Raw genomic sequence first — 21,647 nt, 5'->3', positions numbered from 1 at the left:
AGATGTTCGCAAGACAGTCCAAGCCGTCGTCAGCGCCGGCCAGCGAGGTCCTCGCCCAGGCCGGGGAGGCCATGCCCAGGGTCCGCGCGCCGGACTCCCCAGTCGTCTTCTGGGGCGGCATGGGCGGCGCCCTGTTGGCCGGCCTGCTGGTCTTCAATGGCATGAACGCCTCCCGCGGCGCCCGGGCCCAGGTTCCACCGTCGCCCGCTCCCGCGCCGGCGGCGCCCATGCCTGCAGGCGAGACGCCTGCGACGGCCGTCGCTGCGCCTCCACCCGCCGCCTCGGAGTCGCCTCCGGGAGCCCCGCTTCCCGCCGCCAATAACGAGGACGCCTATCTCCGCGCCCCGACCCTGGTCGTCGACCTCGCGCCGCCGGACGCCTCTGCCGCCACGGCCGCCGCCCCGGGCGCCGCGCCGGGCGCCGCACCCCCAGGCGAGCTTCCCGGGTCCGCCGAGGAACGGTTCGCCGCACGCACCATGGGCGGGACAGCAACCGGCGCGCGGGCGATGCAGATGCAGGACCTCGGCCGGGTGGTGCCCCAGGGAACGCTCATCGCCGCCGTCCTGGAATCCGCCATCAATTCCGACCTGCCCGGCGCCGTGCGCGGCGTCGTCAGCCGGGACGTCCGCAGCTTTGACGGCAAGCGGGTCCTGATCCCCCGCGGCTCGCGGCTGATCGGCCAGTACAAGTCGGCGGCCTCGGTGGGCCAGACCCGCGCCTTCGTGGTGTGGAGCCGGATCATCAGCCCTACGGGCGTGAGCATCGACATCGCCTCGCCCGCCGTCGACCGGCTGGGCCGGGGAGGGGTCGAGGGCGAGGTGGACAATCACTTCATCGAGCGCTTCGGGGCCTCCATCCTGCTGACCGTGCTCAACGCCGGCGTGACGGCGGCGGCCAACAGCGGCTCAAGCGGCGGCAACACCACCCTGCTTCTGGGCTGGCCGGGACAACTCGGACAGGGTGTCGCCGCGACGGGTCGGTCCGACATCCCCGCCACCCTGAGGGTGGAGCAGGGCGCCGCCATCCAGGTCTATGTCGCCCGCGACCTCGACTTCTCGGCCGTGGTCCCCTGATGAACGCCACGGTCTACCTCGGCGCCTTCCTGGCGCCGCTCTCGCCCTGGCTGGCGCGTCCCGAGGTTACGGACCTCCTGGTCAATGCGCCCGGCGAGGTCTGGGTGGAGACTGCGGCCGGCGGCATGCGGTGCGAGCCGGCTCCCGGCCTTGACGAGATGACCCTCCAGCGCCTTGTGCGCCAGATCGCGGCGCACAGCAGCCAGGGGGTCAGCCGCGAGCACCCCCTGCTGTCGGCGACGCTTCCCGACGGCGCCCGGGTCCAGGTCGTGGCGCCCCCGGCCACCCGTGGGGGCGCCGTGCTGGCGATCCGCAAGCACCTCATTTCCGACCTGAGCCTTGAGGACCTGTCCGCCTCGGGGCTGTTCGAGCGGCCGGCAGCCGGCGCCGGCCTGGACTCCAGCGGGCCTGAACTTGCCGCCCTGCTCGACGCCGGCGACCGCCTGGGTTTCCTCCGGGAGGCCGTTCGCCGGCGCAAGACGCTGGTCATCTCCGGCGGCACCGGAAGCGGCAAGACCACCCTCCTCAACGCCCTGGTCAAGGAGATCGACGCCTCCGAACGCCTTGTGGTGATCGAGGACGCCCCCGAGATCCGCCTCGATCATCCCAACAGCGTGGGGCTCATCGCCGTCCGCGGCGACATGGGCGAGGCCCGCGTCGACGCCGACGCCCTGCTGACCGCGGCCCTGCGCCTGCGCCCGGACCGGATTCTCCTGGGCGAGCTTCGCGGATCGGAGGCCTTCGCCTTCCTGCGGGCGGTCAACAGCGGCCACCCGGGCTCCATCACCACCATCCATGCCGACAGTCCCGAGGGCGCCCTCGACCAGATTGGCCTGTTGGCCCTGACCTCAGGCCTTGAGCTGGGCTGGGACAAGGTCCAGGCCTACGTGTCCCGCGTGATCGATGTGGTGGTGCAGATCGAACGCTCTGGCGGCGCACGCCGGATCGCGGACATCCGCTACCTCAGCCGATAGGGTCAAAACGGAGGAGAGGACGCGGCCGCCGGGATGCTTCCCGCCGCCGCGCCTTCACCTCAGAACTTGGCCGAAAGGCCGACCGAGAAAGACTGGCCGACATCGAAGCTGTTGGTGTCGAAGCGACGACCACCCGCTTCCTGGTACTCCTGGGCGTCCGTACCCGTCAGGTTCCGGGCCTCGAAGGAGGCCGTCATCTCGCGGCCCTGGACCTCGAAGTTCCGGCGGTAGACGAAGTCCACCCGTACGCCCGGATCCTGGACGAGGTCGGGCAGGTCGAGGCTGCTCGACCGGGCCGCCACGCGCTCGCTGGTGTAGGTCACCAGGATCGTGGCCTGGGAGCCGGCATCCTCATTCTCGAACCCGAGCTGCAGGTTCGCCAGGTGATCCGACTGGCCCTGCAGCTTCTCACCCCCGGTCAGGTAGTCCTTGGCCGGCGGGGTCGTGGCTATGCCGGTGATGTCCAGGATGATGGTGTCGCCGTCCGACACCTTCAGCTTGGAGGCGGTGTAGGTGTAGTTCAGCGCCACGAGCCAGCGCCGCTCGTCCACCCAGCCACTGCCGGTATCCAGGTCGAAGAACTTCTTGAACTCGAACTCGCCGCCGTAAATGTCGGCCGCGGGCGCGTTGTAGAAGGTCTGCCGGAAGGCGCCGTCCGAGCCCAGAACAGCCAGGGCCTCCACCGGCTTTTCCATGTTCTTGTAGAAGGCGCCGAGGGTGACGTACTGGCCGTTGCTGAAGTAGCGCTCATAGCGCGCATCGACGTTGATGAAGATCGTATCCTCAAGATACGGGTTGCCCGTGAGGATCCGGTCGGTCTCGGTGTCGCGGTACCTCTGGGGCGCCATTTCCCGGAACTGGGGCCGGCCGATGGTCTTGGAGACGCCGAAGCGCAGCTGCTGGTCCTCGGCGAAGTTCCAGGTCAGGGTCGCAGCAGGCAGGACGTAGTCCTTGGTGACCGTCCGGCTGAAGATCGGACCGGCGGCCTCGTTGAAAATGTCCAGGGTCTTCACGTACTGGTCAGCGGTCTCGTAGCGCAGGCCGAGGCTTCCGCGGAGCAGGGGGCGGATTTCGCTGTCCACCTGGATGTAGGCGGCGGCGACTTCCAGGCCCGCGTCGTACATCGCTGCGTCCCCGGTCAGGGAGGAGCCGGTCAGCTCCCGCAGCATGATGATGTCGTCGTTGATGTTGCGGTCCGAGACCAGATAGTCGATCCGCTCGCCGGCGTACCGCGCCGGGTCCCAGTTGCGGCCCTGGTCGTAGGTGAAGTCCCGGCGCACCGAGGTGCGGCTGTTCTTCTGCCAGGCGGCGCCCATCTTGAGCTGGGCCTGGCGGACGAATTCCACGGGCAGGTCGTAGGCGAGGTCGACGTTGGCCGAGCCGATGTTCTCGTCGAGGTCCGAGAAGGAGACCAGCTGGTTCGCGCCCGAGAGGAGGGCCGTGCGGGAGCCGTCGGCGGCGAGGCCGTACCGGTACATGCGCTCGTAGGGCGCCTGGCGGGCGGTGCGGCCATAGGTGCCCCTCCACTGGAGGTCCCAGTCGCCGATCCGGTGCTTGCCGGACAGCTGGCTCAGCTGGAGGATCCGCTCGTACCACTCGCTGTAGTAGGCGTTCACGTTGGTGTTGCCCTGGGAGAGGGCCGAGTTGGAGGTGATCCGGGCCCGCTTGGAGGTCGAGCGGATCCAGAGGCCGGTGTAGCGGACCTCGTTCTCGTCCATTTCCCAGGCCAGGCCGGCCAGTCCGCTCCACGCGATGTCGTTCTGGTTGGCCTCGAAGGTCGCGTCCGTCGCCAGGGCCAGGCCGCCGATGTCGGGAACGGTGGTCTGGCGCACGCCCTTCCGGGTCTGCCAGCCGTTGCGGTAGCTCATCACGCCGATGGCGCCGATGCGACCGTAGTCGGTGTCGAGGCTGTGGCCCGCCGAGATGTCGAAGTTCCCGTTGCCGGGGGTGCGGGCGCGCTGCAGCACGTTCAGGGGTGCGTTTGTGAAGCTGCGGGCGACGGCCTTGTACTGGTCGGTGGTCAGGCCTCCCGCTGATGTTCCGGGAACGACCGGCCGGCTGGCGGCGAACTGGCGGATTCCCACCGGAAGCTTGCGGGCGCCATTGTCGAAGCCCGTCCAGTCGGTCTCAGAGCCGAAATAGGTCAATCCCCGGTTGCCGGAGGTCTCGGTGTCGACGCTCAGCCCGACGCCCAGTTTGACGAAGCTTTCGTCGGGCGCGCCGACGGTTTGAAGGTCGATGATCCCGCCGCCGAACTCTCCGGGATAGTTCGCCGAATAGGTCTTCTGGATCACGGTTCCCGCCAGGATGGAGGCGGGGAATAGATCCAGGGGGATCACCCTCTGGAGGGGCTCGGGGCTGGGCAGGGGCGAGCCGTTGAGCAGGGCCTGCGAATAGCGCTCACCGAGGCCACGGACATAGACGAACTTGCCAGAGACCAGGGAGATGCCGGTGATGCGGGTCAGGGCCTGGGCGGCGTTGTCGTCGCCAGCCCTCTGGACGTCCTCGACGCTCAGGAAGTTGGCCACCTCGGCCGTGTCGCGGATCACATCGGGGATGAACCTGCCGTTGACGATGATCTCCTCAACCTCGGCCCCGCCCGCAGGCGGCGGGGTCTGCGCGAAGGCGGAGTGGGCCGTGGTCAGGGCGGCGCCGGCGAGCAGCAGGGTGCGGAGGGTGCGGTTCATCGGGTTCAGCCTTCAAGGAAGGAAGGGGAAGGGGCGGCGGGAAGGCCCGCCGCCCAAGACGTCTTCGCGGATCAGCAGGAGGCCGCGCCGGCCAGTCCGCAGGTCCAGCCCACGTACCAGTTGTCGTTCGGGCCGGAGACCGCGGCGATGAAGCCCGCCGACTGCAGGAAGCTGGAGAAGGGCGTCGGGTTCGTCGCGACCCGGCCGCTCTCGTTGCTGCCGTTGATGAAGACCTGGGAGAAGGTCGGTGTGTAACCCGTAGCGATGTTGTTCGGGCCGGCGGTGAAGAGCGCTTCCGGCGCGGTCGGCTGGTCGTTGTCCGTGGTCCGGAAAGGGCCGCCGGGGCAAGAGAAGGCGATCGAGGAGAAGGTGGGCTTCGGGTCGACCATCGTGGCGGAGCCGTCGACGTCCAGGCAGGGAATGGACGGATGGCCCGAGTAGACCACGCCATTCACGAAGTCGAAGCGGGTGCCGCTGTTGATCACGATGCCCTGGTGCTGGCGGGAGTCGAAGGTCGAGGAGGCGACGCCCAGCCGGCAGACGAAGTTCGAGATCTTCGGGTGCGAGCGGAGGAGCGGAAGGCCGCCCGAGGTCGAGCCAGCGGACGAGGCCTCGAAGCAGCGGGCCTCTTCGGTCGGCGCGTCCGAGAAGTTGATCACGTACTGGGCGGCGCCCGTGTATCCCTCGTCGGTGTCGAAGCCGTCGTCGTCCCACTGGTCAAGCACCAGGTGCTTGACGTTGACCGAACCGCCGAAGAACTCGACGGCGTCGTCAGCTGCGCCATGGACCTGGACGAAATCGACCAACGTGCCGTTACCCACGGAGCCGAAGGTGATGGCGTTCAGCTCCTCGTTGGGGGCCACTTCGTAGCCGGCTTCCTTGACCTGGACGTAGCGGAGCACGCCGCTGTTGTCGTTGGTCGCGTTACCGCCCCAGTTGATGGTCTGGATGGCCTCGAACCGGTACTCGCAGTTCGTGGGGTTGGCGGGGAAGCTGGTCACGGTCGGCGGGCAGCGGTTGATCGGTGCGCGCCCGGCGATGACGATGCCGCCCCACTGGCCCTTCAGGTCAGGGCCGCCGTTGAGGTCGTTCAGGCTGGTGAAGATGATCGGGCGCGAGGCTGTGCCGTCTGCAATCATCCGCGATCCGCGGTTGACGACAAGATACTCGGCGATGCCGCCGAAGACCGTGACGCCGGGCTCGATGGTCAGGATCCCCGAAGTCACCCCGGTCCGGGGGTTCTGGGCGTCAGGGCCAAGGTCCTGGCCCACTTCGGTCTTGCCGTCGATCCGGTAGGCCGTGCCTGGCCGGTAGGGCAGGGTCAGGTTGCCGGTGACGAGGCGAGGGATGCCGCAGGACCTCAGGGTCCCGTTGGCGATCGTGCCGAGGTTGATGAAGCCGGTTGGGCAATCCGCCGAAGCCCCGCCGGAGCCCCCGCCGCCGGTTCCGCCGCCCCCGGATCCGCCGGTGGCGAACTGGCCTTCGCCCGGCGAGGCGATGTCGGAGCCGCCCCCACAGGCTGCCAGCAGGGCGCTGGCCGCGGCGCAGAGGGCGAGGGTCTTCAGCTTACCGAGGGCTGTCATGTGTCGGGCTCCACCGTGTCGACATTTGGCGCGCAAACGGGGAGTGGCGACCTTCTCAGGCCGGTCGCCGGAACGCCCCTGTCGGCCCCTGTCTAGGCATGGGAAGTGACGCTCAGGCTTCGTTTTGATGACAGTTTGGTGTCAGTCCGGGGCGCCCGCGGGGGCGGCGCCGCGACTAGAGGATGTACTGGTCGCCCGTCGCTCGGACCGTGATGTCCGAGATCGATACGCCCCAGGGCTGGTCGATGGCGTGGATCACGGCGTCGGCGATGAATTCCGGGTCTAGCGCGAGATAGCCGACCGACCCGGGGTCGCCCTGTCGGGGATCCAGCGGCGTGTTGGCCCGCCCCTGCAGGGCGCCCAGGTAGCTGGCGGTGTTCTGGCCCAGTATGCCGACAATGGCCTCGGGGTTGATGACGCCTCCGCCCAGTCCGGTGCCAGGCACGCCGGTTGGCCGAATCGTCGTGACCTTGATGCGTCCCTGGGATTCCACCCTCAGCGACTCGGACAGGAAGTTCACCGCCGCCTTGGTCGCGCCGTAGATCCCGGCCCCCGCCACCGGGAAGTTGCCGTAGATGGAGGAGATGTTGATCACCTGGCCCTGGCCCTGGGCGATCATCTGGTCGTGGATCGCCATCACGCCGTTCATGACGCCCTTGATGTTGATATCGATACATCGTGACCAGGCCTGGGCCGCCGCCTCGTGGTCGCGCCAGAAGGCCAGGGGCATGATCCCGGCGTTGTTCACCAGGACGTCGATCCGGCCGAACTCGCGCACCCCCGCCGTGACCGCCGCCCGGAGATCGGACAGGGCGGTGACGTCGGCGCGCTGGTGAAGGATGCGTCCGCCCGCCGCCAGGACCGAGGCCGCCGTTCCCGTCAGGCCCGCCTCGTCGATATCCGTGCAGACGATTCTTGCGCCCAGGGCGGCGGCCTTCTCGCAGATCAGGCGACCAAAGCCGCCGCCGCCGCCGGTGACCATCACCACCCGGTCCTGGATGTATCCGCCCATTGTCATCCCCCCAGACGGCTGAAAGGTGCAGAAACCTGCAGCCTGCCGCTTGGTCACCTACTGGCGGCCCTGCCGGGGGTCTGTCAAACATCGGATCGGGCGCTGTCCTGCGCCCCGGACCCGGAGATCCCGCCATGCGTGGAAAGTGCCTCTGCGGTGAAGTCGCCTTCGAGTGCGACGCCGCCCCCGTCGTGACCGTCGCCTGCCACTGCACCCACTGCCAGAAGACCAGCGGCTCGGCCTTTTCGGTCAACGCGATCGTCCCGGGCGCCGCCTTCCGGCTGACCGGCGCCTACGCCGTCTTCGCCGACCAGGGCGAGAGCGGCGGATCCGTCGAGCGCTGCTTCTGCCCGAAGTGCGGCTCTCCCCTGGCCTCGCGCCTTGGCAACGGCATGGTCGCGGTCAAGGTCGGAGCGCTGGAGAGCCAGGAGGACGTGACGCCCGCCCTGCAGGTCTGGACCCGCAGCGCCCGGTCCTGGTCGAAGGCCCTGCTGGCCGCCCCCGGCTTCGAGACCAATCCGCCCTCGGCCTGACCCGGAGATCCGACGTGCTAGCTCCCCTCGTTCCGGCCGCCATCGGTCCGGAGGACGAAGCCCTCCGCGCAGAGGTCCGGGCCTTCCTGGCCGAGCGCCTCGCCGGGGTCCCCGGCGCCCTGCGGGCGCGGACCTGGATGGGTTTCGACGCTGATTTTTCCCGCGACCTCGCCGCCCGCGGCTGGGTGGGCCTGACCCTGCCGGTGGAGTTCGGCGGCGGCGGCCGCAGCCCCTTCGCCCGGTTCGTGCTGATCGAGGAGCTTCTTGCGGCGGGCGCCCCCGTGGCGGCCCACTGGATCGCCGAGCGACAGAGCGCCCCGCTCCTCCTGCGCTACGGAACCGAGGCCCAGCGCCGTGACATCGTCCCGCGCATCTGCCGGGGCGAGGCCTTCTTCTGCATCGGCATGAGCGAGCCCAATTCCGGCTCCGACCTCGCCAGCGTCCGCACCCGGGCCGAGCGTACCGCCACCGGTTGGCGTCTGAACGGCTCCAAGATCTGGACCACCTACGGCCACAAGGCCCACTACATGGTCGCCCTGGTGCGGACCAGCGGCGGACCGGATGACCGTCAGGCGGGCCTCTCCCAACTGCTGATCGACCTGAAGACCCCTGGCGTCACCGCCCGGCCGATCCGCGACTTGGCGGGGGACGAGCATTTCTCGGAGGTGTTCTTCGAGGACGTCGACCTGCCCGAGGACGCCCTGATTGGCCAGGAGGGCCAGGGCTGGTCCCAGGTGAACGCCGAGCTGGCCTTCGAGCGCAGCGGGCCCGAGCGACTCTACTCGTCCACTGTCCTGGTCGACGAATGGATGGACTTCATCCGCTCGCGGGGCGGGCCCACAGAGTCCGAGGCGGAGCTGGCGGGCCGGATGCTGGCGCGGCTCGCCACCCTGCGGAACATGTCCCTGGCGGTGACCGGCCAGCTGGCCCGGGGCGAAAGTCCTGTGGTGGAGGCCTCCATGGTCAAGGACCTGGGGGCCAGCTTCGAGCAGTCGATTCCGGCCCTTATCACCGATCACCTGGCTTCGGTGGAAGGGCCGGTCCCGGCCCCGCTCCTGGCAACGCTCGACTATCTGGCGGGCATGAGCCCGACGTTCTCCCTGCGCGGCGGTACGCGCGAGATCCTGCGGGGCATCATCGCCCGCGGGCTTGGACTGAGGTGAGGCCATGAGCGACGACCTGTTCCTCGACTCCTTCCGCAAGCTCCTGGACGGCCTGGGCGCCGACCCCTGGCCGGAGCTTTCCGCCTCCGGCTTCCTGGATGTCCTGCGGCCCGAGGCGGACGGCGGGGCCGGGCTGGACCTCTCCGGCCTCTTCCCCCTGGCCTTCGAGACCGGGCGCAAGGCTGCGCCGTCCGCGATCGTCCAGACCCTGCTGGCCCGCCTCATCGACCCGGAGGCCCTGGATTGCGCGGATGCAGCTCCCGTGCTGGCTGCGGGTGGGGTCCCGGCCGAGACGGCCCGCGCCCTGTGCGCCGCATCGGACGCAGCCGTGATGGCCGGGCTGATCGACTCCCTCCAGGCCATGACCCTGGACCACGCCTCGACCCGCCGGCAGTTCGGCCGCGAGATCAGCAAGTTCCAGGCGATCCAGCACCAGATCGCGGTGATGGCCGAAGAGGTGATGGCGGCGCGGATGGCGGCGGAGACGGCCCTGATGGGCGCCCCGCTCGAGGTTTCCGGGGCCGCCGCGGCGGTCGCCAAGCTGCGCTGCGGGGAGGCCGCGCTCGTCTGTTCCGGCGTCGCCCACGCGGTCCATGGGGCCATCGGGGTCAGCGCCGAGCACGCCCTGCACCGCTATACCGGCGTCCTGCATCGCCTTCGCCTGTCGCATGGGGGAGAGGCCTGGTGGGCCCGTCGCCTGGGCGAGTGGGCCTTGTCGCGGCGGGAGGACGCCGCCACCCTGGCCCGCAGCCTCTAGAGCCCGTCCAGCCGGCAGCCCCGCACCACCAGGAAGGGTCTCAGAGCCTCGTAGGCCCTGGCGTGCCTGAGCAACGGTATGCGGGGATAGAGGTGGTGCAGGATGTGGAACTGCATCCCGGAAGACATCAGGTTGCCGACCCGGCTGCGGAAGGCGCGGGTGTCGCGGTAGCGGCCCATCTCGTGCGCCGGATGGTGCGGCGCCCAGCTCAGGAAGAACTGGATGTAGGTCGTCCCCAGGATGCGGGGCAGCCACCAGATCAGGGCGGCCTCAATGGCGAACCCCGACCAGGCCAGGCCGAAGAGGATGGCGTGGTAGGCCAGGGTGTAGAGGGCGGCGACGAGCCCTGCCTTTTGGGCCTCGTCCGTGCCGATCCGCGCCAGCGCCTTGCCATAGTTCCCGCCGGTCGCCGACCCCGGCTGTCGGTGGGCGATGGTGTTCAGGAGGTGTCGCCAGGCGTTCGGCGCCTTGGTGTGTATGTCGGGGTCCAGGTCGGGATGGTTGGCGTGCAGGTGGTGCTCGTAGTGGGTCAGGCGCGCGACACCATAGGGCAGCAGCATGGGAATGGGCGACAGGTGGCCCACCAGCTCGTTCAGCCAGAACAGGGGCTCGCCCTCCCGGGCGATGATCCGGTGCTGGGCCTCATGCGAGGGCAGGTAGCAGAGGGCCACGTTCAGGGTGGCGATGGGAAAGGCCACCCAGAGGGGCATCAGGCCGGACAGGGTCAGGGGCCAGAGCGACAGCCAGACCGCCAGGTTTCCCAGGCCCCACAGGACTGAGCCCCAGGGCAGGCCGCCCATGAAGCTGCCCGCCACCTCGGCCTCCAGTCGGTTCAGCTCCCGGTCGGGCAGGGCCTGGAGGGCCTCGACCGTGAAATCTGAGTAAGCGGTCATACCCATCGTCCGGTCTTTTGGGCGATGGCGCCCCAACCCCCGCCGATCACCAGTCCGGCGACCAGCGGCCAGGCGGCGCCGGAAACTGAAGGGGTGGTCCGTTCGAGCACCTGGGTGACCAGCGGGGTCAGGAACCCCAGGCCGAACAGAAAGGGGAGGTTCTGGAAGATCAGGGTCAGGAGCCGCGCCACGGTGTGTCCTTTTTTATGCAGCGGTATGGAAAGTGAAAGTGACGCCCCCGTCAACTTTTGTTTGGTCTTGAGGGCGATCCACGCACACGGCAGCAAGGGGCATGTCCCTTGCCGACTTCCGTCCCTGGCTCGAGACTTGGCGCCTGGCGCCTGATGGTGAGCCCTTTTCCAGCACCTGGAGCCGCCTCCTGCCCGTCCGCCGCGATGGTCGGCCGCTGATGCTGAAGGCCTGCATGGCCGATCAGGAAGTCAACGGCTCGGCCTTCCTGGCGGGCTATGCCGGCGAGGGCGCCGTCGAGGTCCTGGAGCGTGAGGCTGATGCGGTTCTTCTGGAACGTGCGGAAGGCCCGCTCAGCCTGGAAAGGATCGCCGCCGGGGCCGGGGAAGCGGAGGCCTACCGGATCCTGACTCGGGGCGTTGCGACCCTCCAGGCGGCGGCGGGCCCCTTTCCGGTTGCGCCAATTCCACTGGCGACCTGGTTTTCCATCCTCCCGGAGGCTGCCGCCTACGTCGGCGGGGTTGGCGTTTACGCCCGGGCTGCAGGGGTCCTGGAGCAACTCCTCGCCACAACGGCTATCGAGGTCCCGCTTCACGGCGACCTTCATCATGGCAACCTCCTGGACGGCGGCCGCGGCAGGGGATGGCTGGCCATCGATCCGAAGGGATTGGTGGGCGATCCGGCGTGCGACTACGCCGTCATGCTCTTTCCGTCGGAGATGCCGGGGGAGATCGCCGCGCCGGATCGGGTCCGGGCGCGCATCAGCGTCGTAGCGGGAATGGCGGGGCTGACCGAGGCCAGGCTCATGGCCTGGGCCTTCTGCGTGGCGGCCCAGTATGCGGGCTGGTTCCATGGCCAACCGACGGGCGAGGCCATGATGGCGGTCGCTGTCGCCCTGGCGGACGACGGGACCCTGGCGGGGACCTGAGCCCCCGCCAGTGCGCCCAGCCTCAGGACTCCATCTCTTCCCGGATGGTCTTCCGTGCCATCCAGAAGAGCAGGAAGGCCAGCACGCCGAAGCAGGTAGAGATCATCAGGGCCCAGCGCACGCCCTGGGCCGAGCCGAGGCCCACGCCGTTGGCCATGATGTCGGAGATGATCCCCACGACCGTCGGGCCGAGGCCCAGGCCGATCAGGTTGATCACGAACAGCAGGATGGCCGAGGTGGTGGCCCGCATGTGCGGCGGCACGATGGACTGGCCGATGGCGTAGACAGGGCCATACCAGAGCGAACCCAGCAGGCCGTTGATCACCAGGATCCAGAGCGCGACCGAGGCCGAGGGGACGCTGACGGCGATGATGTAGATCGGAACCGCCAGCAGGGAAGCGATGGCGGGCACGACGACATAGCCCCGCAGGTCGGTCTTGGCGAAGCGATCAGCGATCTGCCCCCCGAGCCAGGCGGAGATCATCCCCGCCGTTCCGCCCATGAGGCCCAGGGCCAGGCCCATGAAACCAACCGACTTGAGCTCGAACATCGAGGCCAGCCGGGCGATCTCCTCGCTGTGAACCCGCAGGAAGAAGGAGGCGGTGAAGGGCGCGTGGCCGTAACCGATGAAGGCCTTGATGGCCGCGCCGAGGGCGATCAGCCAGAAGGTCTTCTTCTTCATCAGGTAGGACAGGGTTTCGCGGAAGGTGGCCTGGGCCGAGGTGATCCGGGCGCTGTGTTCAGCGAGAATCTTGCGCGGCTCACGGAGGGTGAAGAAGCAGAGGGCGGCGAACAGGAGCCCCGGGACGCCGGCGACGAGGAAGGCGAACCGCCATCCGTACGCATCCGCGATCAGGCCCCCCATGACCAGACCGAGAAGGCCGCCCAGGGGCGTGCCCATCGAGTAGAAGGCCAGAGCCGAGGCCCGCTTCTCCTTGGGCACATAGTCTGCGATGAGGGAGTGGGCTGGCGGCGTGCATCCCGCCTCCCCGATTCCCACGCCGATCCGGCACAGGACAAGCTGGACGAAGTTGGTCGTGGCTCCGGAAAGGGCCGTGAACCCGGACCAGACCGCTACGGAGGCGCCAATGATCATGGGCCGGTTTCGCCTTTCGGCGAGCTGGGCCAGCGGAATTCCCAGGATGGTGTAGAACAGCGCGAAGGCAAGGCCGCTCATTAGCCCCAGCTGCCAGTCCGCCAGCTTGAGCTCATTCTTGATGGGCTCAGCCAGGATGTTGATGATGGACCGATCGAGGAAGTTGATCGTGTAGATCGCCAGCAGCAGGAGCATGGCGTAGCGCGTGTACGCGGCGGAGTAGGGCGCCTGGCTAACGGTCGCCGTCGCCGGCGGGACAATGGGGTCCGTCGACGGGCTCGCTGTCTCGGTCATTTGGCTTTCCTGGGCTCCCCTTGGTGTTTGGTCCAAGATGACGCCTGGCGCGCATTTTTCTAGTCGGAAGTTTGGGTGATCTTTTCCATGGGCGCCTTGGGCGGAGGCCGGAGGATCAGGATCAGCGGGAGCATGGCCAGCGTGAGCAGGGTCATCCAGCTGAAGACGTCCACATAACCGATCATCATCGCCTGGCGGGTGACCTCCCCGTTCAGCTGGGTGAGCCCCGCCGTGGTGGTCAGGGCCCCAGGAACAGGAAGGATGTCGTTCAGCACGGGGCTGCTGGGGTCCATTCTTGCGGCCAGTTCACTGTGCGCCAGAGCGCTGTTCCGCAGGACCATGGCCTGGACGATCGAAATGCCCACGGCGGAGCCCATGCTGCGGGCCATGGTCGACAGGATTGTCCCCTCCACCCTGTGGACCGGACTGAGGGTGACATAGGCGAGTGTGCTGAGGGGGGCGAACAGCAACCCCGTTCCCGCTCCCTGCAGGAAGCCGCTGACAATGATCGGGCCGTCCGTCATCGAGAGGTCGAACCTGGACATGGCCCCCAGTGAGACGATGCTCAGCACCGTGCCCGCCAGGAGCACTGTCCTCGCCCCCAGCCGCTGGATCAGGAACGGCACCATCAGGAAGGACATGAGCGATCCCAGTCCTCGGCTGACGCTGGCCGTGCCCGTCTGCATGGCCGAGTATCCCATCAGGTTCTGCATCAGCACGGGCAGCAGGGCGGTGGTGGAAAAGAGGAGCACGCCCACGAAGAAGCTGAAGACGGTCGTGCCCACGAAGTTTCCGTCCTTCGCGAGGTCCCGGTGGAAGAAGGGGTGGGGCGCCGTTGCGGACTGGGTGATGAAGACCCAGAACCCGGCGAGGGAAAGGGCGGCCCATGTCCAGATCTCGGGAGACTCCCACCAATCCTGGCCAGGCCCGCGGTCCAGTAGGAGCTGAAGGCCAACGACAAAGGTAATGAGGGCGGAAAACCCAATAAAATCAAATGGCCGTTGTCGCCCCCCTGGGTCGTCAGCCATGAACCTGGAGACCCCCAGCACGGCGATGATCCCAAGCGGCAGGTTGATGAAGAAGACCCACCGCCAATCGAGATGCTCGGTGATCCACCCGCCGACGATTGGCCCGAGGATCGGCCCCAGGATCACCGCCGAGCTCCAGAGGCTCATGACCCGGGGGATCTGTTCCGGCGGATAGGTGTCCAGCATGACGGATTGGGACAGCGGCATCAGCGAGGCCCCCGCGAGGCCCTGGAGGCTCCGGAAGAGCACCATCTCGGGCACGGAGGTGGCGATGCCGCAAAGCATCGAGGCTGCAGTGAAGCCGATGATCGACAGGACGATCATCCGTTTGCGCCCAAACTTCATCGCCAGCCAGCCGCACAGCGGCGTCATGACCGCCGTCGCCAGGATGTAGGAGGTCAGCACCCAGGTCAGTTGCTCGGGCGAGGCCGAGATGCTGCCTTGCATGTTGGGCAGGGCCACGTTCGCGATCGTGCTGTCGAGCGTATGCATCAGCGTCGCCAGCATCAGGGCGCCGGTGATGGGGATTCGGTTCGCCTTGTCCTTTTCGAGGAAGTCGGGCGCGTCAGTCATCGGTCGCCGACCGCCAGTCCGAGCCCGCGGCTGCAAACAGCCCGATCATGTCGGACAGGCGGCGCGCTTCCGCTGCAGCCAGGCTCCGCCGCGCAAGGCTGAGCTGCCGTCGGGCATCGATCGCCCTGAGGAGGGGCGTGCCGCCCAGCCGTACTCCGGCGAGGGTGATGTCGGCGTCCTGCTGGGCGCTGTCCACGGCCCGGCGGAAGGCGGCGACCTCGGTCTCGCCCGCCTCAAGGGACGACATCAGCCCGCCCACCTGCGAGAAGGCGGCCAGCACGGTCTTGCGGTAACGCGCCTCGGCCTCCCGAAGGTCCGCCTCGGCCGCCTTGCGGTTGGCCTTGGCAAGGCCGCCGTCGTAGATCGGAGCGGTCAGACCGGCGGACAGGTTCCATCCCTTGGAGTCCGAGCTCGAGAGCTCTTCCAGCGCATTCGAGGTCTGGGCGTAGTCGCCCGAGATCCGGAACTTGGGCAGGGAGTCCGCCTGCTCCACCCGGGCGGCGAACCGGGCGGCGCGCAGCTCGGCCTCGGCGGCCTGGATGTCCGGGCGGCTCTTCACCAGCTCCGAGGGTAGGGCGACGGGCAGGGCGGCGGGCAGCTTGAGATCCGAAAGAAGAAAATCCGGCGGGGTCCACTCGGCGGGGGATCTCCCTGCCAGGACGGCGAGGCGCCGCCGGGCCTGGTCCTTCTGGCGGAAGAGGTCCGGCATGAGCGCCTCGTCAGCGGCCAGCTGGGCCTCGATCTCGACCCGCCCGGAACGCGACAGGCCGCCCAGGGCCTCGGCCCTGTGGGCGAGTTCGACCAGCTTGCGGTCATCGTCGAGCACCCTTTCGGCGGACTCGATCTGGGCGTTCAGGCCGGCGATCCGGACGGCTTCGATGGCGACATTGGCGGAGAGGGCCAGGGCTGCGGCGTCGGCCTCCCAACGCGCCGCCTCGGCCATGGCGCCGGCCTCGGCGGCCCGCCCGCGCCCGACACCGAAGAGGTCCGGGTCGTAGCTGACCAGCCCGCCCAGGCTGAAGATGTTGAAGGTCCGGCTGGGGAAACCGCTGAAGCCAAAGGCCTCGCTGTTGAAGAGCTGGCGCTCGACCCGGGCGTTGAGGCCGACCTGGGGCTTCAGCAGGGCCTGCGCGGCCTCCGCCTCGGCCGTGTGCCGGTCCAGGGTCGCGCGGGCCTCGGCGAGGTCCGGGGACCCCTCCAGGGCGAGGCGGATCACCTCATCCAGCTTGGGCGAGCCAAAGGCTGTCCACCAGTCCCTGGAGCGGGCGCCGGCCTCCAGGACGACCCGTGGCGGTGCGCGTTCTCCGGCCATGGCGTAGCCGGTCGGGGTCGGGGTCCCAGGGGGGGCGACAAAGGTGTCTGTGGAGGTGGCGCAGCCGCCCAGGAGCAGCAGGCCCGCGGCCAGCCCGAGGGCTCCCTGCTGAAGACGCGGCGGGTCACGCCTGTCCGGCATGGCCCTAGTTCCCGTCACGGCCGGACCGTACGTCGACCTTCACCATGGCGGACAGGCCCGCTCGGGCGGCCATGTCGGGCGGGGGCTGGTCGAACTCGATGCGCACCGGAAGCCTCTGGGTGACCTTCACCCAGTTGCCGGTGGCGTTCTGGGCGGGTAGGGCGGAAAAGGCCTGGCCAGTCCCGGGGGCGAAGCTGGCGACGCGACCTTTCAGACGGCCCTTGGGATAGGCGTCGATATCGATCTCCACCGGCTGGCCAACACGCATCCGCGCCACCTGGCTTTCCTTGAAGTTGGCCTCCACCCAGGGGCGGCCAGAGAGCAGCCAGAAGGCCGGCTGGGAGGCGTTGAGGTAGGCGCCGGCCGGAAGCTGGTCGACCCGGGCCACCACGCCGTCGGAGGGCGCCGTGACCTCAGTGTAGGAGGTGTTGAGGCGCGCGCGCTCCAGTTGGGCGCGCGCCTGCAGGACCGAGGCGGCCCTGGAGCCGGCCTGGGGATCACCGCCAAGGGCGGCGAGGGCTGCGGCTTCGGATTGTTTGGCCGCCCTCAACTGCTCGCGCGCAAGGCGGGCGGTGTGGCGGGCCTGGTCAGCCTGCTGGACGGAACCGGCCCCGGCCGCCGCAAGGCCCGCCTGCCGGGCGGCCTCGGCCTCGGCGTGTCTCAGGTTTTCCTGGGCAGCCGCCACATTGGCCTGCTCGCGACCGAAGGCCGCGCGCTGCTGGGCCACCATCTGCTCGGCGCCGGCAAGCTGGGCCTCGGCGGCCGAGAGGTTGGCCTGGGCGTCCCGGGCGTCGAGGCGGAAAAGGACCTGCCCCTTCTTCACCGCCTGGTTCTCGCGGACGTAGATTTCGATCACCCTGCCGCTGATCGAGGGGGCGACGGGCGTCTTGGCCACTTGCACGAAGGCGTTGTCCGTGGACTGGAAGCGACCCAGGGTCAGGATGTACCAGGCCAGGGCGGCGAGGATGACAAGGGGCCCGCCCGCCATCACGATCCAGCGTCGGGAGACGCCGCCCCTCTTGCGGGCTCCGCCCGCTGGCCCTTCCGGCGCCTTGTCGGTCACGCGCCTTCCTCCCCCGTCTGATCGTGCTGTTCCGTGGCGGCGCCACTAGGGCGGGACTCCGGGTCCGCTTGTTGAGGGACATGTTCCGCCCAATGCAGGGCGGGAGCAAGCGACCATGTCGTGTTGAAGGCGATTTTCCCACGGTTTTTCTATTACTTAGCCGTTGTGTACTCAGCCGTCCAGAAATGACTTCCCCGATCTCTTGCCTAACGGGTGGGTCGGGCGCAGCATGTGCCGACGTCTCCGTCGAAGCCCTCCCGTGATGACCCCCAGCCGCCTGCGCGATCTTGTCCGGACCTGGAAGACCGCCGCCGTGGGCGAGGTCCTCCGGGCCCAGCCGGACCTGCTCGGGCATCGCGATCCCCGGGGTCGGAACTGGCTTCACCTCGCTTGCATGGTGGAGCCTGGACCGCCGGAACGGCCCGCCGAGGCGGGTATCGCCACCGCGTCGGTCCTCCTCGATTTCGGCCTCGGCCTCGATGAGCCGGCCTTCTGCGAGGGCGCCTGGCGGGCCACGCCGCTCTGGCATGCAGTCAGCCGCGGGCGGAACCTTGACCTCGCGCGCTTCCTTCTGGAGCGCGGCGCCGATCCCGGCTTCTGTCTCTACGCGGCGGCCTGGCGCTCTGACCTGGCCGCCATCGATCTCCTGCTCGCTTGCGGCGCACCTGTCGACGAGACCACCTCGGAGGATGGCGCGACACCCTTCCTATGGGCGGTCGCTACAAGCCACTTCGACAGCGCCCAGAGGCTCCTTGAGGCTGGCGCCAACCCGGACCACCGGGGCCGGGACGGCCTGACCGCCCTGCATCTGATGATCCGCAAGTCGAGCCCTGCAGAGGCGCTCGCAACAGTCATTGGCTTCGGCGCCCGTGGTGACATTCCGGGGCCGGACGGCAGGACCGCGATCGACCTCCTGGCCCGCAAGCGGGATCCCGCCCTGCGAAGCCTGGCCGAGCGCCTGGCCGCCGCCTAGCCCGGGGCCTGCACCCCCTCGCGCAGGCTGGCGTCGCCGGCGCTGAAGCTCTCCTGCACCAGCCAGAGGCGAAGGAGATGGCGCTTGCGCACCGGGTCGTCCCAGTCCTCGTAGGCGGTGCGCTTATGGAGGATGGAGGCGTTCTTTAGCAGCTGGATGTCTCCGGGCTGGAAGTCCATGTCCAGGTAGTGGTCGGGATCGTTGGCTGTGGCCTCGATGAAGCTCAGTACAGCCTGCTGCTCTGCGGACAGCCGCGGGGCGTCCTCGTGCCGTTGGCTTTCGCCGATGTACCAGGGGATGAAGAACAGGTTCAGCCGGCCCTCGACCAGGCGACAGAGGGGACGGACGAACCAGGCGGGCGTCCCGGGCCTGTGCTGGCCCTGGGTGTCGAAGGGAAATGTGCTGAACAAGGCGGGGACGAGGTCCGGCCGCTCTTCCAGCAACCGATTGAAGATGGCGGCCGAGGAGGCGATGCGGCTCACCCCACCCGACTTCGCCCCCTGCAGGCAGAGCAGGCCGATGATGTCCGCGCCGTCGGTATGGAAGTCCTGCTCGGCCCGGGTCTTGTAGAGCCGGACCCCGTAGGCGTTCGGGTCGGCGCCTGTGTCCCGGACATGCCCCAGCAGGTCCCCGTCCGTGTTCTGCGAGATCGCCCGGCCCATGTGCAGGCCAAGTCCCCAGTAAATGTCGGCCGCCGCCTCGTGTCCCAGCTCCCCGACCGGAAGCCCCCTCAGCAGCAGGAAACCCCGGCCCTGGTCGAGGTCCTCAAGCCAGCCTCGGACCTCTTCGGCCAGGCTGGGAAGGGGGAAGTCCGCCTTGGTCCAATCCGCCCGATCAACGGTCCGGACCCTTGCCGTCGCCCGCGCCGCCACCAGTTCCTGCACCTCCGACCCCGTCAGGACCCGCCTCCAGTCCTCGCGCCGCGCCATGTCGCGGCCGAGCCAGGCGTCGGCGGTGGTCAGGGGGGAGGGCGTCAGCATGGGCCGTCCTTGCGCTGTCTTCCTGACTTCCAGACTGGGGTCTGGATTTAGATTCGACAATTCGAGAATTATCGATTTATCATCGACCGATGACCGATCGTGACCCGACGCATTCAGCCTCCGCCGTCGCCGCCCTGAGCGCACTGGCGCATCCTGGCCGGCTCGAGGTCTTCCGGCGGCTCGTCCGGACGGGCCCCGGGGGCCTGGCCGCCGGAGAGATCGCTCGGGCGACGGGCAGCCTTCCCAACACCTTGTCCTCCAACCTGGCCATCCTGGCGGGCGCGGGACTTGTCCGTTCGCGCCGGGAGGGGCGCTCGATCATCTACTCCGCTGACTTCGCCGCCATGCGCGGGCTCCTGTCCTACCTGATGGAGGACTGCTGCGACGGACGCCCGGAGATCTGCGCGGACCTCTCCCCCGCCTGCGCCCCAGCGCCGGCGCACTCAACCCTTTTGTCGAGAAGCGCCGATGAATGACGCACGCCGAAACGTCCTCTTCCTGTGCACAGGCAATTCCGCCCGTTCAGTCATGGCGGAGGGCCTCCTCCGGAGCCTTGGCGGCGACCGGTTCCGGTCCCACTCTGCGGGGTCCTTCCCGACCGGACGGGTCAATCCGGGCGCCTTTCCGGTCCTGCGGGCCCTCGGCCTCGATCCAGCGGACTTCCGCTCCAAGTCCTGGGACGAGTTCGCCGCACCCGGGGCGCCGCCGATCGATTTCATCTTCACCGTCTGCGACAATGCTGCGGGCGAGGTCTGCCCGGTCTGGCCGGGCCATCCGGTCACTGCGCACTGGGGGGTGCCGGACCCTGCGGCGGTGTCAGGTTCAGAGGCGGAGGTCGCGGAGGCTTTTGGCCAGGCGGCCCGTCGCCTCAGGGACCGGGTCGAGGCCTTCCTCGCCCTGCCGCCGGAGGATCTGGAAGGGCCTGACGCCAAGGCCGTTTTGGACCGGATCGGTCGCCGTGACCCTAACCGGGACATGTCGCCGTGACGGCGCCCGCCTTTGATCTTCATCGCCGCCTGGCCGCCGAGGGGCTGGGAACGGCCCTCCTGCTCGCCATCGTGGTGGGTTCCGGAATCATGGGTGAGCAGCTTTCCGGCGGGAACATGGCCGTCGCCCTGATGCTCAACACCCTGTCCACGGGCGCGGGCCTTGCGGTCCTGATCACCCTGCTCGGGCCGATATCTGGCGCCCAGTTCAACCCCATGGCCACCGCATCTGCGATTCGCGACGGGGCCTTCGGTGCGCGCGAGGGCTTCCTGCGGGTCGCGGTCCAGTTCATTGGCGCCTTCGCCGGGGTCCTCCTGGCGCACGCCATGTTCGACCTGCCCCTGCTGCAGGTCTCGGACAAGCTCCGCTCAGGCGCCGGCCAGGCCTTCTCGGAGGCCGTGGCGACTTTCGGTCTCATCCTGGTGATCCGGCTGGCCGGTCGCCTCGCCCCCGACCGTGTGGCGGCCCTCGTGGCCCTCTATATCACCGCCGCCTATGGCTTCACGGCTTCGACGTCCTTCGCAAATCCGGCCGTAACGCTTGCCCGGAGCCTGACGGATACCTTCGCTGGAATTGCTCCGATCTCAGTCCCGGGCTTCCTGGCGGGCCAGGGACTTGGAGCGGTCCTCGCTCTCAAGGTCAGCGATTGGCTGTTCTCTCGGACGGAGTCGCGGCCGTCCGGCTGATAACGGGGGCTCAGAGCCTTGTCGCCCGATAGGCGGGCAGGCCGGGGGGAAGGGTTAGGGCGCCGTAGCCCGGCAGGGTCTCCGCCTTGAAGCCCGCTGCATCGAGAGCCGCCAGGACCCGGTCGGGGGCCAGCAGGGCCAGGCGGTGGAGCTCCTGCGAGCGCCTCCAGGTCCCTCCGGTCTCGCGGAAGGTGGTGATCCTGCGGGTCAGGATCCCTCCGGCTTCCTCGCTGACGGCGCCCACTGCCCAGCCCGGGCCCTCGGTGAAGCTGCGGCTGGCGCCCCGGCCGGGGGCGGCGGCGTCGAACAGGAGGAGTCCCCCCTGGGGCAGGGCTCCGGACGCCCGGTGCAGGAAGTCCGCCAACCCCGTCTCGCCCGCCCTCGGGTCTGCCAGGTAGTTCACCACCTCGCCGATGGCGCAGACGACATCCGCCTGGGGTAGGTCCACCTCATGCAGGGAGCCCTGCCGGAAGACGGCGCCCGGCGCCTGGCGGCGGGCGATGTCCAGGAGGTCTGGCGACAGGTCGAGGCCCCAGACTTCCGCGCCGGCTTCGGAGAGCGGCGCGGAAAGCGCCCCGGCGCCGCATCCGATGTCGACGACCCGGGCGCCGTTGATCCGGTCCCCGAGGGCCTCATGGACGACCTGGGCCGCCGCTGCGCCGAGGGCGCCGAACCCCTCGGCATGTATCTCGGCCAGGTCCCGGGCGTAGAAGTCGCTCATC

The 21,647-nt window shown here is 69.0% G+C and carries 21 protein-coding genes; 10 read left to right on the top strand and 11 right to left on the bottom strand.

From position 1 onward, the window contains the following. The first annotated feature begins 2 nt into the window (after positions 1–2). Together HYN04_RS08125 and virB11 are read left to right on the top strand one after the other, a co-directional pair. On the top strand, positions 3–1,073 hold the full coding sequence (locus HYN04_RS08125; protein WP_199285937.1) for a TrbI/VirB10 family protein: 1,071 nt from the start codon (positions 3–5) through the stop codon (positions 1,071–1,073). Next, positions 1,073–2,047, top strand: a complete 975-nt coding sequence (gene virB11 / locus HYN04_RS08120) for a P-type DNA transfer ATPase VirB11 (RefSeq protein ID WP_110450300.1) — start codon at positions 1,073–1,075, stop codon at positions 2,045–2,047. The genes HYN04_RS08125 and virB11 overlap by 1 nt, the downstream gene beginning before the upstream one ends. A 59-nt stretch (positions 2,048–2,106) precedes the next feature. Here virB11 and HYN04_RS08115 read toward each other — a convergent pair whose 3' ends face one another. From HYN04_RS08115 to HYN04_RS08105, 3 genes are all read right to left on the bottom strand, one after another. Next, the gene (locus HYN04_RS08115; protein ID WP_110450299.1) at positions 2,107–4,734 is read right to left on the bottom strand and encodes a TonB-dependent receptor domain-containing protein; all 2,628 of its coding nucleotides are present in this window, start codon (positions 4,732–4,734) and stop codon (positions 2,107–2,109) included. A 71-nt stretch (positions 4,735–4,805) separates the two neighbouring features. After that, a complete protein-coding gene (locus HYN04_RS08110; RefSeq protein ID WP_110450298.1) occupies positions 4,806–6,317 on the bottom strand; it encodes a hypothetical protein in 1,512 nt (503 codons plus the stop codon). A gap of 175 nt (positions 6,318–6,492) precedes the next feature. Continuing rightward, the gene (locus HYN04_RS08105; RefSeq protein WP_110450297.1) at positions 6,493–7,329 is read right to left on the bottom strand and encodes an SDR family oxidoreductase; all 837 of its coding nucleotides are present in this window, start codon (positions 7,327–7,329) and stop codon (positions 6,493–6,495) included. A gap of 134 nt (positions 7,330–7,463) precedes the next feature. On the opposite strand from HYN04_RS08105, the gene HYN04_RS08100 reads away from it, so the two are divergent. The 3 genes from HYN04_RS08100 to HYN04_RS08090 are packed head-to-tail and all read left to right on the top strand — an operon-like array spanning position 7,464 to position 9,782. Further along, positions 7,464–7,862, top strand: a complete 399-nt coding sequence (locus tag HYN04_RS08100; protein WP_110450296.1) for a GFA family protein — start codon at positions 7,464–7,466, stop codon at positions 7,860–7,862. Positions 7,863–7,876: 14 nt separating this feature from the next. Further along, on the top strand, positions 7,877–9,025 hold the full coding sequence (locus tag HYN04_RS08095) for an acyl-CoA dehydrogenase family protein (protein ID WP_110450295.1): 1,149 nt from the start codon (positions 7,877–7,879) through the stop codon (positions 9,023–9,025). 4 nt (positions 9,026–9,029) lie between these two features. After that, the gene (locus tag HYN04_RS08090) at positions 9,030–9,782 is read left to right on the top strand and encodes an acyl-CoA dehydrogenase family protein (RefSeq protein WP_110450294.1); all 753 of its coding nucleotides are present in this window, start codon (positions 9,030–9,032) and stop codon (positions 9,780–9,782) included. On the opposite strand, the gene HYN04_RS08085 is transcribed toward HYN04_RS08090, so the two are convergent. Together HYN04_RS08085 and HYN04_RS08080 are read right to left on the bottom strand one after the other, a co-directional pair. After that, the gene (locus tag HYN04_RS08085; RefSeq protein WP_110450293.1) at positions 9,779–10,675 is read right to left on the bottom strand and encodes a fatty acid desaturase; all 897 of its coding nucleotides are present in this window, start codon (positions 10,673–10,675) and stop codon (positions 9,779–9,781) included. The two genes, HYN04_RS08090 and HYN04_RS08085, sit on opposite strands and share 4 nt — an antisense overlap. Continuing rightward, positions 10,672–10,866: a hypothetical protein gene (locus HYN04_RS08080; RefSeq protein ID WP_110450292.1), complete on the bottom strand. Its 195-nt coding sequence runs from the start codon at positions 10,864–10,866 to the stop codon at positions 10,672–10,674. The genes HYN04_RS08085 and HYN04_RS08080 overlap by 4 nt, the downstream gene beginning before the upstream one ends. A gap of 101 nt (positions 10,867–10,967) precedes the next feature. Between HYN04_RS08080 and HYN04_RS08075 the strand changes: the two genes are divergently transcribed. Next, positions 10,968–11,792, top strand: coding sequence for an aminoglycoside phosphotransferase family protein (locus HYN04_RS08075; protein WP_110450291.1), 825 nt, complete (start codon positions 10,968–10,970; stop codon positions 11,790–11,792). Positions 11,793–11,814: 22 nt separating this feature from the next. Here HYN04_RS08075 and HYN04_RS08070 read toward each other — a convergent pair whose 3' ends face one another. The 4 genes from HYN04_RS08070 to HYN04_RS08055 are packed head-to-tail and all read right to left on the bottom strand — an operon-like array spanning position 11,815 to position 17,299. Further along, positions 11,815–13,182 carry a spinster family MFS transporter gene (locus HYN04_RS08070; protein WP_110450290.1) on the bottom strand — a complete coding sequence of 456 codons (1,368 nt, stop codon included), beginning with the start codon at positions 13,180–13,182 and terminating at the stop codon, positions 11,815–11,817. A 59-nt stretch (positions 13,183–13,241) separates the two neighbouring features. After that, positions 13,242–14,783, bottom strand: coding sequence for an MDR family MFS transporter (locus HYN04_RS08065; protein ID WP_110450289.1), 1,542 nt, complete (start codon positions 14,781–14,783; stop codon positions 13,242–13,244). Then, positions 14,776–16,236, bottom strand: a complete 1,461-nt coding sequence (locus HYN04_RS08060) for an efflux transporter outer membrane subunit (RefSeq protein WP_110450288.1) — start codon at positions 16,234–16,236, stop codon at positions 14,776–14,778. Before HYN04_RS08060 ends, HYN04_RS08065 begins: the two co-directional genes overlap by 8 nt. Before the next feature lie 4 nt (positions 16,237–16,240). Continuing rightward, the gene (locus HYN04_RS08055) at positions 16,241–17,299 is read right to left on the bottom strand and encodes an HlyD family secretion protein (RefSeq protein ID WP_110450287.1); all 1,059 of its coding nucleotides are present in this window, start codon (positions 17,297–17,299) and stop codon (positions 16,241–16,243) included. Between the two features lie 262 nt (positions 17,300–17,561). Between HYN04_RS08055 and HYN04_RS08050 the strand changes: the two genes are divergently transcribed. After that, positions 17,562–18,272, top strand: a complete 711-nt coding sequence (locus HYN04_RS08050; protein WP_162599595.1) for an ankyrin repeat domain-containing protein — start codon at positions 17,562–17,564, stop codon at positions 18,270–18,272. Here HYN04_RS08050 and HYN04_RS08045 read toward each other — a convergent pair. Next, positions 18,269–19,252 carry a TauD/TfdA family dioxygenase gene (locus HYN04_RS08045; RefSeq protein ID WP_110450285.1) on the bottom strand — a complete coding sequence of 328 codons (984 nt, stop codon included), beginning with the start codon at positions 19,250–19,252 and terminating at the stop codon, positions 18,269–18,271. The two genes, HYN04_RS08050 and HYN04_RS08045, sit on opposite strands and share 4 nt — an antisense overlap. An 89-nt stretch (positions 19,253–19,341) precedes the next feature. Here HYN04_RS08045 and HYN04_RS08040 point away from each other — a divergent pair, with 89 nt between their 5' ends. Genes HYN04_RS08040 through HYN04_RS08030 form a run of 3 tightly spaced genes read left to right on the top strand, consistent with a single transcriptional unit; the run spans position 19,342 to position 20,925 of the window. Then, complete coding sequence (locus tag HYN04_RS08040) at positions 19,342–19,728, top strand: ArsR/SmtB family transcription factor (protein ID WP_110450284.1); 387 nt, start codon at positions 19,342–19,344, stop codon at positions 19,726–19,728. Then, the gene (locus tag HYN04_RS08035) at positions 19,721–20,239 is read left to right on the top strand and encodes an arsenate reductase ArsC (protein ID WP_110450283.1); all 519 of its coding nucleotides are present in this window, start codon (positions 19,721–19,723) and stop codon (positions 20,237–20,239) included. The genes HYN04_RS08040 and HYN04_RS08035 overlap by 8 nt, the downstream gene beginning before the upstream one ends. Further along, positions 20,236–20,925, top strand: coding sequence for an aquaporin (locus tag HYN04_RS08030; RefSeq protein ID WP_110450282.1), 690 nt, complete (start codon positions 20,236–20,238; stop codon positions 20,923–20,925). The genes HYN04_RS08035 and HYN04_RS08030 overlap by 4 nt, the downstream gene beginning before the upstream one ends. Positions 20,926–20,935: 10 nt before the next feature. Here the strand turns inward: HYN04_RS08030 and HYN04_RS08025 are convergent, their stop codons facing one another. Beyond that, positions 20,936–21,646, bottom strand: coding sequence for a class I SAM-dependent methyltransferase (locus HYN04_RS08025; protein WP_110450281.1), 711 nt, complete (start codon positions 21,644–21,646; stop codon positions 20,936–20,938). Position 21,647: the final 1 nt, after the last annotated feature.

Source organism: Phenylobacterium parvum, from assembly GCF_003150835.1.
In the GTDB taxonomy this organism is placed as follows: Bacteria; Pseudomonadota; Alphaproteobacteria; order Caulobacterales; family Caulobacteraceae; genus Phenylobacterium; species Phenylobacterium parvum.
This window is presented reverse-complemented; position numbering and strand designations above follow the sequence as displayed.

Excerpts from the sequence above, each read along its gene's own strand:
- HYN04_RS08065 (WP_110450289.1), bottom strand. The coding sequence starts at position 14,783 with ATGACTGACGCGCCCGACTTCCTCGAAAAGGACAAGGCGAACCGAATC.
- HYN04_RS08110 (WP_110450298.1), bottom strand. The coding sequence starts at position 6,317 with ATGACAGCCCTCGGTAAGCTGAAGACCCTCGCCCTCTGCGCCGCGGCC.
- HYN04_RS08040 (WP_110450284.1), top strand. The coding sequence starts at position 19,342 with ATGACCGATCGTGACCCGACGCATTCAGCCTCCGCCGTCGCCGCCCTG.
- HYN04_RS08045 (WP_110450285.1), bottom strand. The coding sequence starts at position 19,252 with ATGCTGACGCCCTCCCCCCTGACCACCGCCGACGCCTGGCTCGGCCGC.
- HYN04_RS08070 (WP_110450290.1), bottom strand. The coding sequence starts at position 13,182 with ATGACCGAGACAGCGAGCCCGTCGACGGACCCCATTGTCCCGCCGGCG.
- HYN04_RS08060 (WP_110450288.1), bottom strand. The coding sequence starts at position 16,236 with ATGCCGGACAGGCGTGACCCGCCGCGTCTTCAGCAGGGAGCCCTCGGG.
- HYN04_RS08115 (WP_110450299.1), bottom strand. The coding sequence starts at position 4,734 with ATGAACCGCACCCTCCGCACCCTGCTGCTCGCCGGCGCCGCCCTGACC.
- HYN04_RS08105 (WP_110450297.1), bottom strand. The coding sequence starts at position 7,329 with ATGGGCGGATACATCCAGGACCGGGTGGTGATGGTCACCGGCGGCGGC.
- virB11 (WP_110450300.1), top strand. The coding sequence starts at position 1,073 with ATGAACGCCACGGTCTACCTCGGCGCCTTCCTGGCGCCGCTCTCGCCC.
- HYN04_RS08085 (WP_110450293.1), bottom strand. The coding sequence starts at position 10,675 with ATGACCGCTTACTCAGATTTCACGGTCGAGGCCCTCCAGGCCCTGCCC.
- HYN04_RS08100 (WP_110450296.1), top strand. The coding sequence starts at position 7,464 with ATGCGTGGAAAGTGCCTCTGCGGTGAAGTCGCCTTCGAGTGCGACGCC.
- HYN04_RS08125 (WP_199285937.1), top strand. The coding sequence starts at position 3 with ATGTTCGCAAGACAGTCCAAGCCGTCGTCAGCGCCGGCCAGCGAGGTC.
- HYN04_RS08075 (WP_110450291.1), top strand. The coding sequence starts at position 10,968 with ATGTCCCTTGCCGACTTCCGTCCCTGGCTCGAGACTTGGCGCCTGGCG.
- HYN04_RS08025 (WP_110450281.1), bottom strand. The coding sequence starts at position 21,646 with ATGAGCGACTTCTACGCCCGGGACCTGGCCGAGATACATGCCGAGGGG.
- HYN04_RS08035 (WP_110450283.1), top strand. The coding sequence starts at position 19,721 with ATGAATGACGCACGCCGAAACGTCCTCTTCCTGTGCACAGGCAATTCC.
- HYN04_RS08050 (WP_162599595.1), top strand. The coding sequence starts at position 17,562 with ATGACCCCCAGCCGCCTGCGCGATCTTGTCCGGACCTGGAAGACCGCC.
- HYN04_RS08090 (WP_110450294.1), top strand. The coding sequence starts at position 9,030 with ATGAGCGACGACCTGTTCCTCGACTCCTTCCGCAAGCTCCTGGACGGC.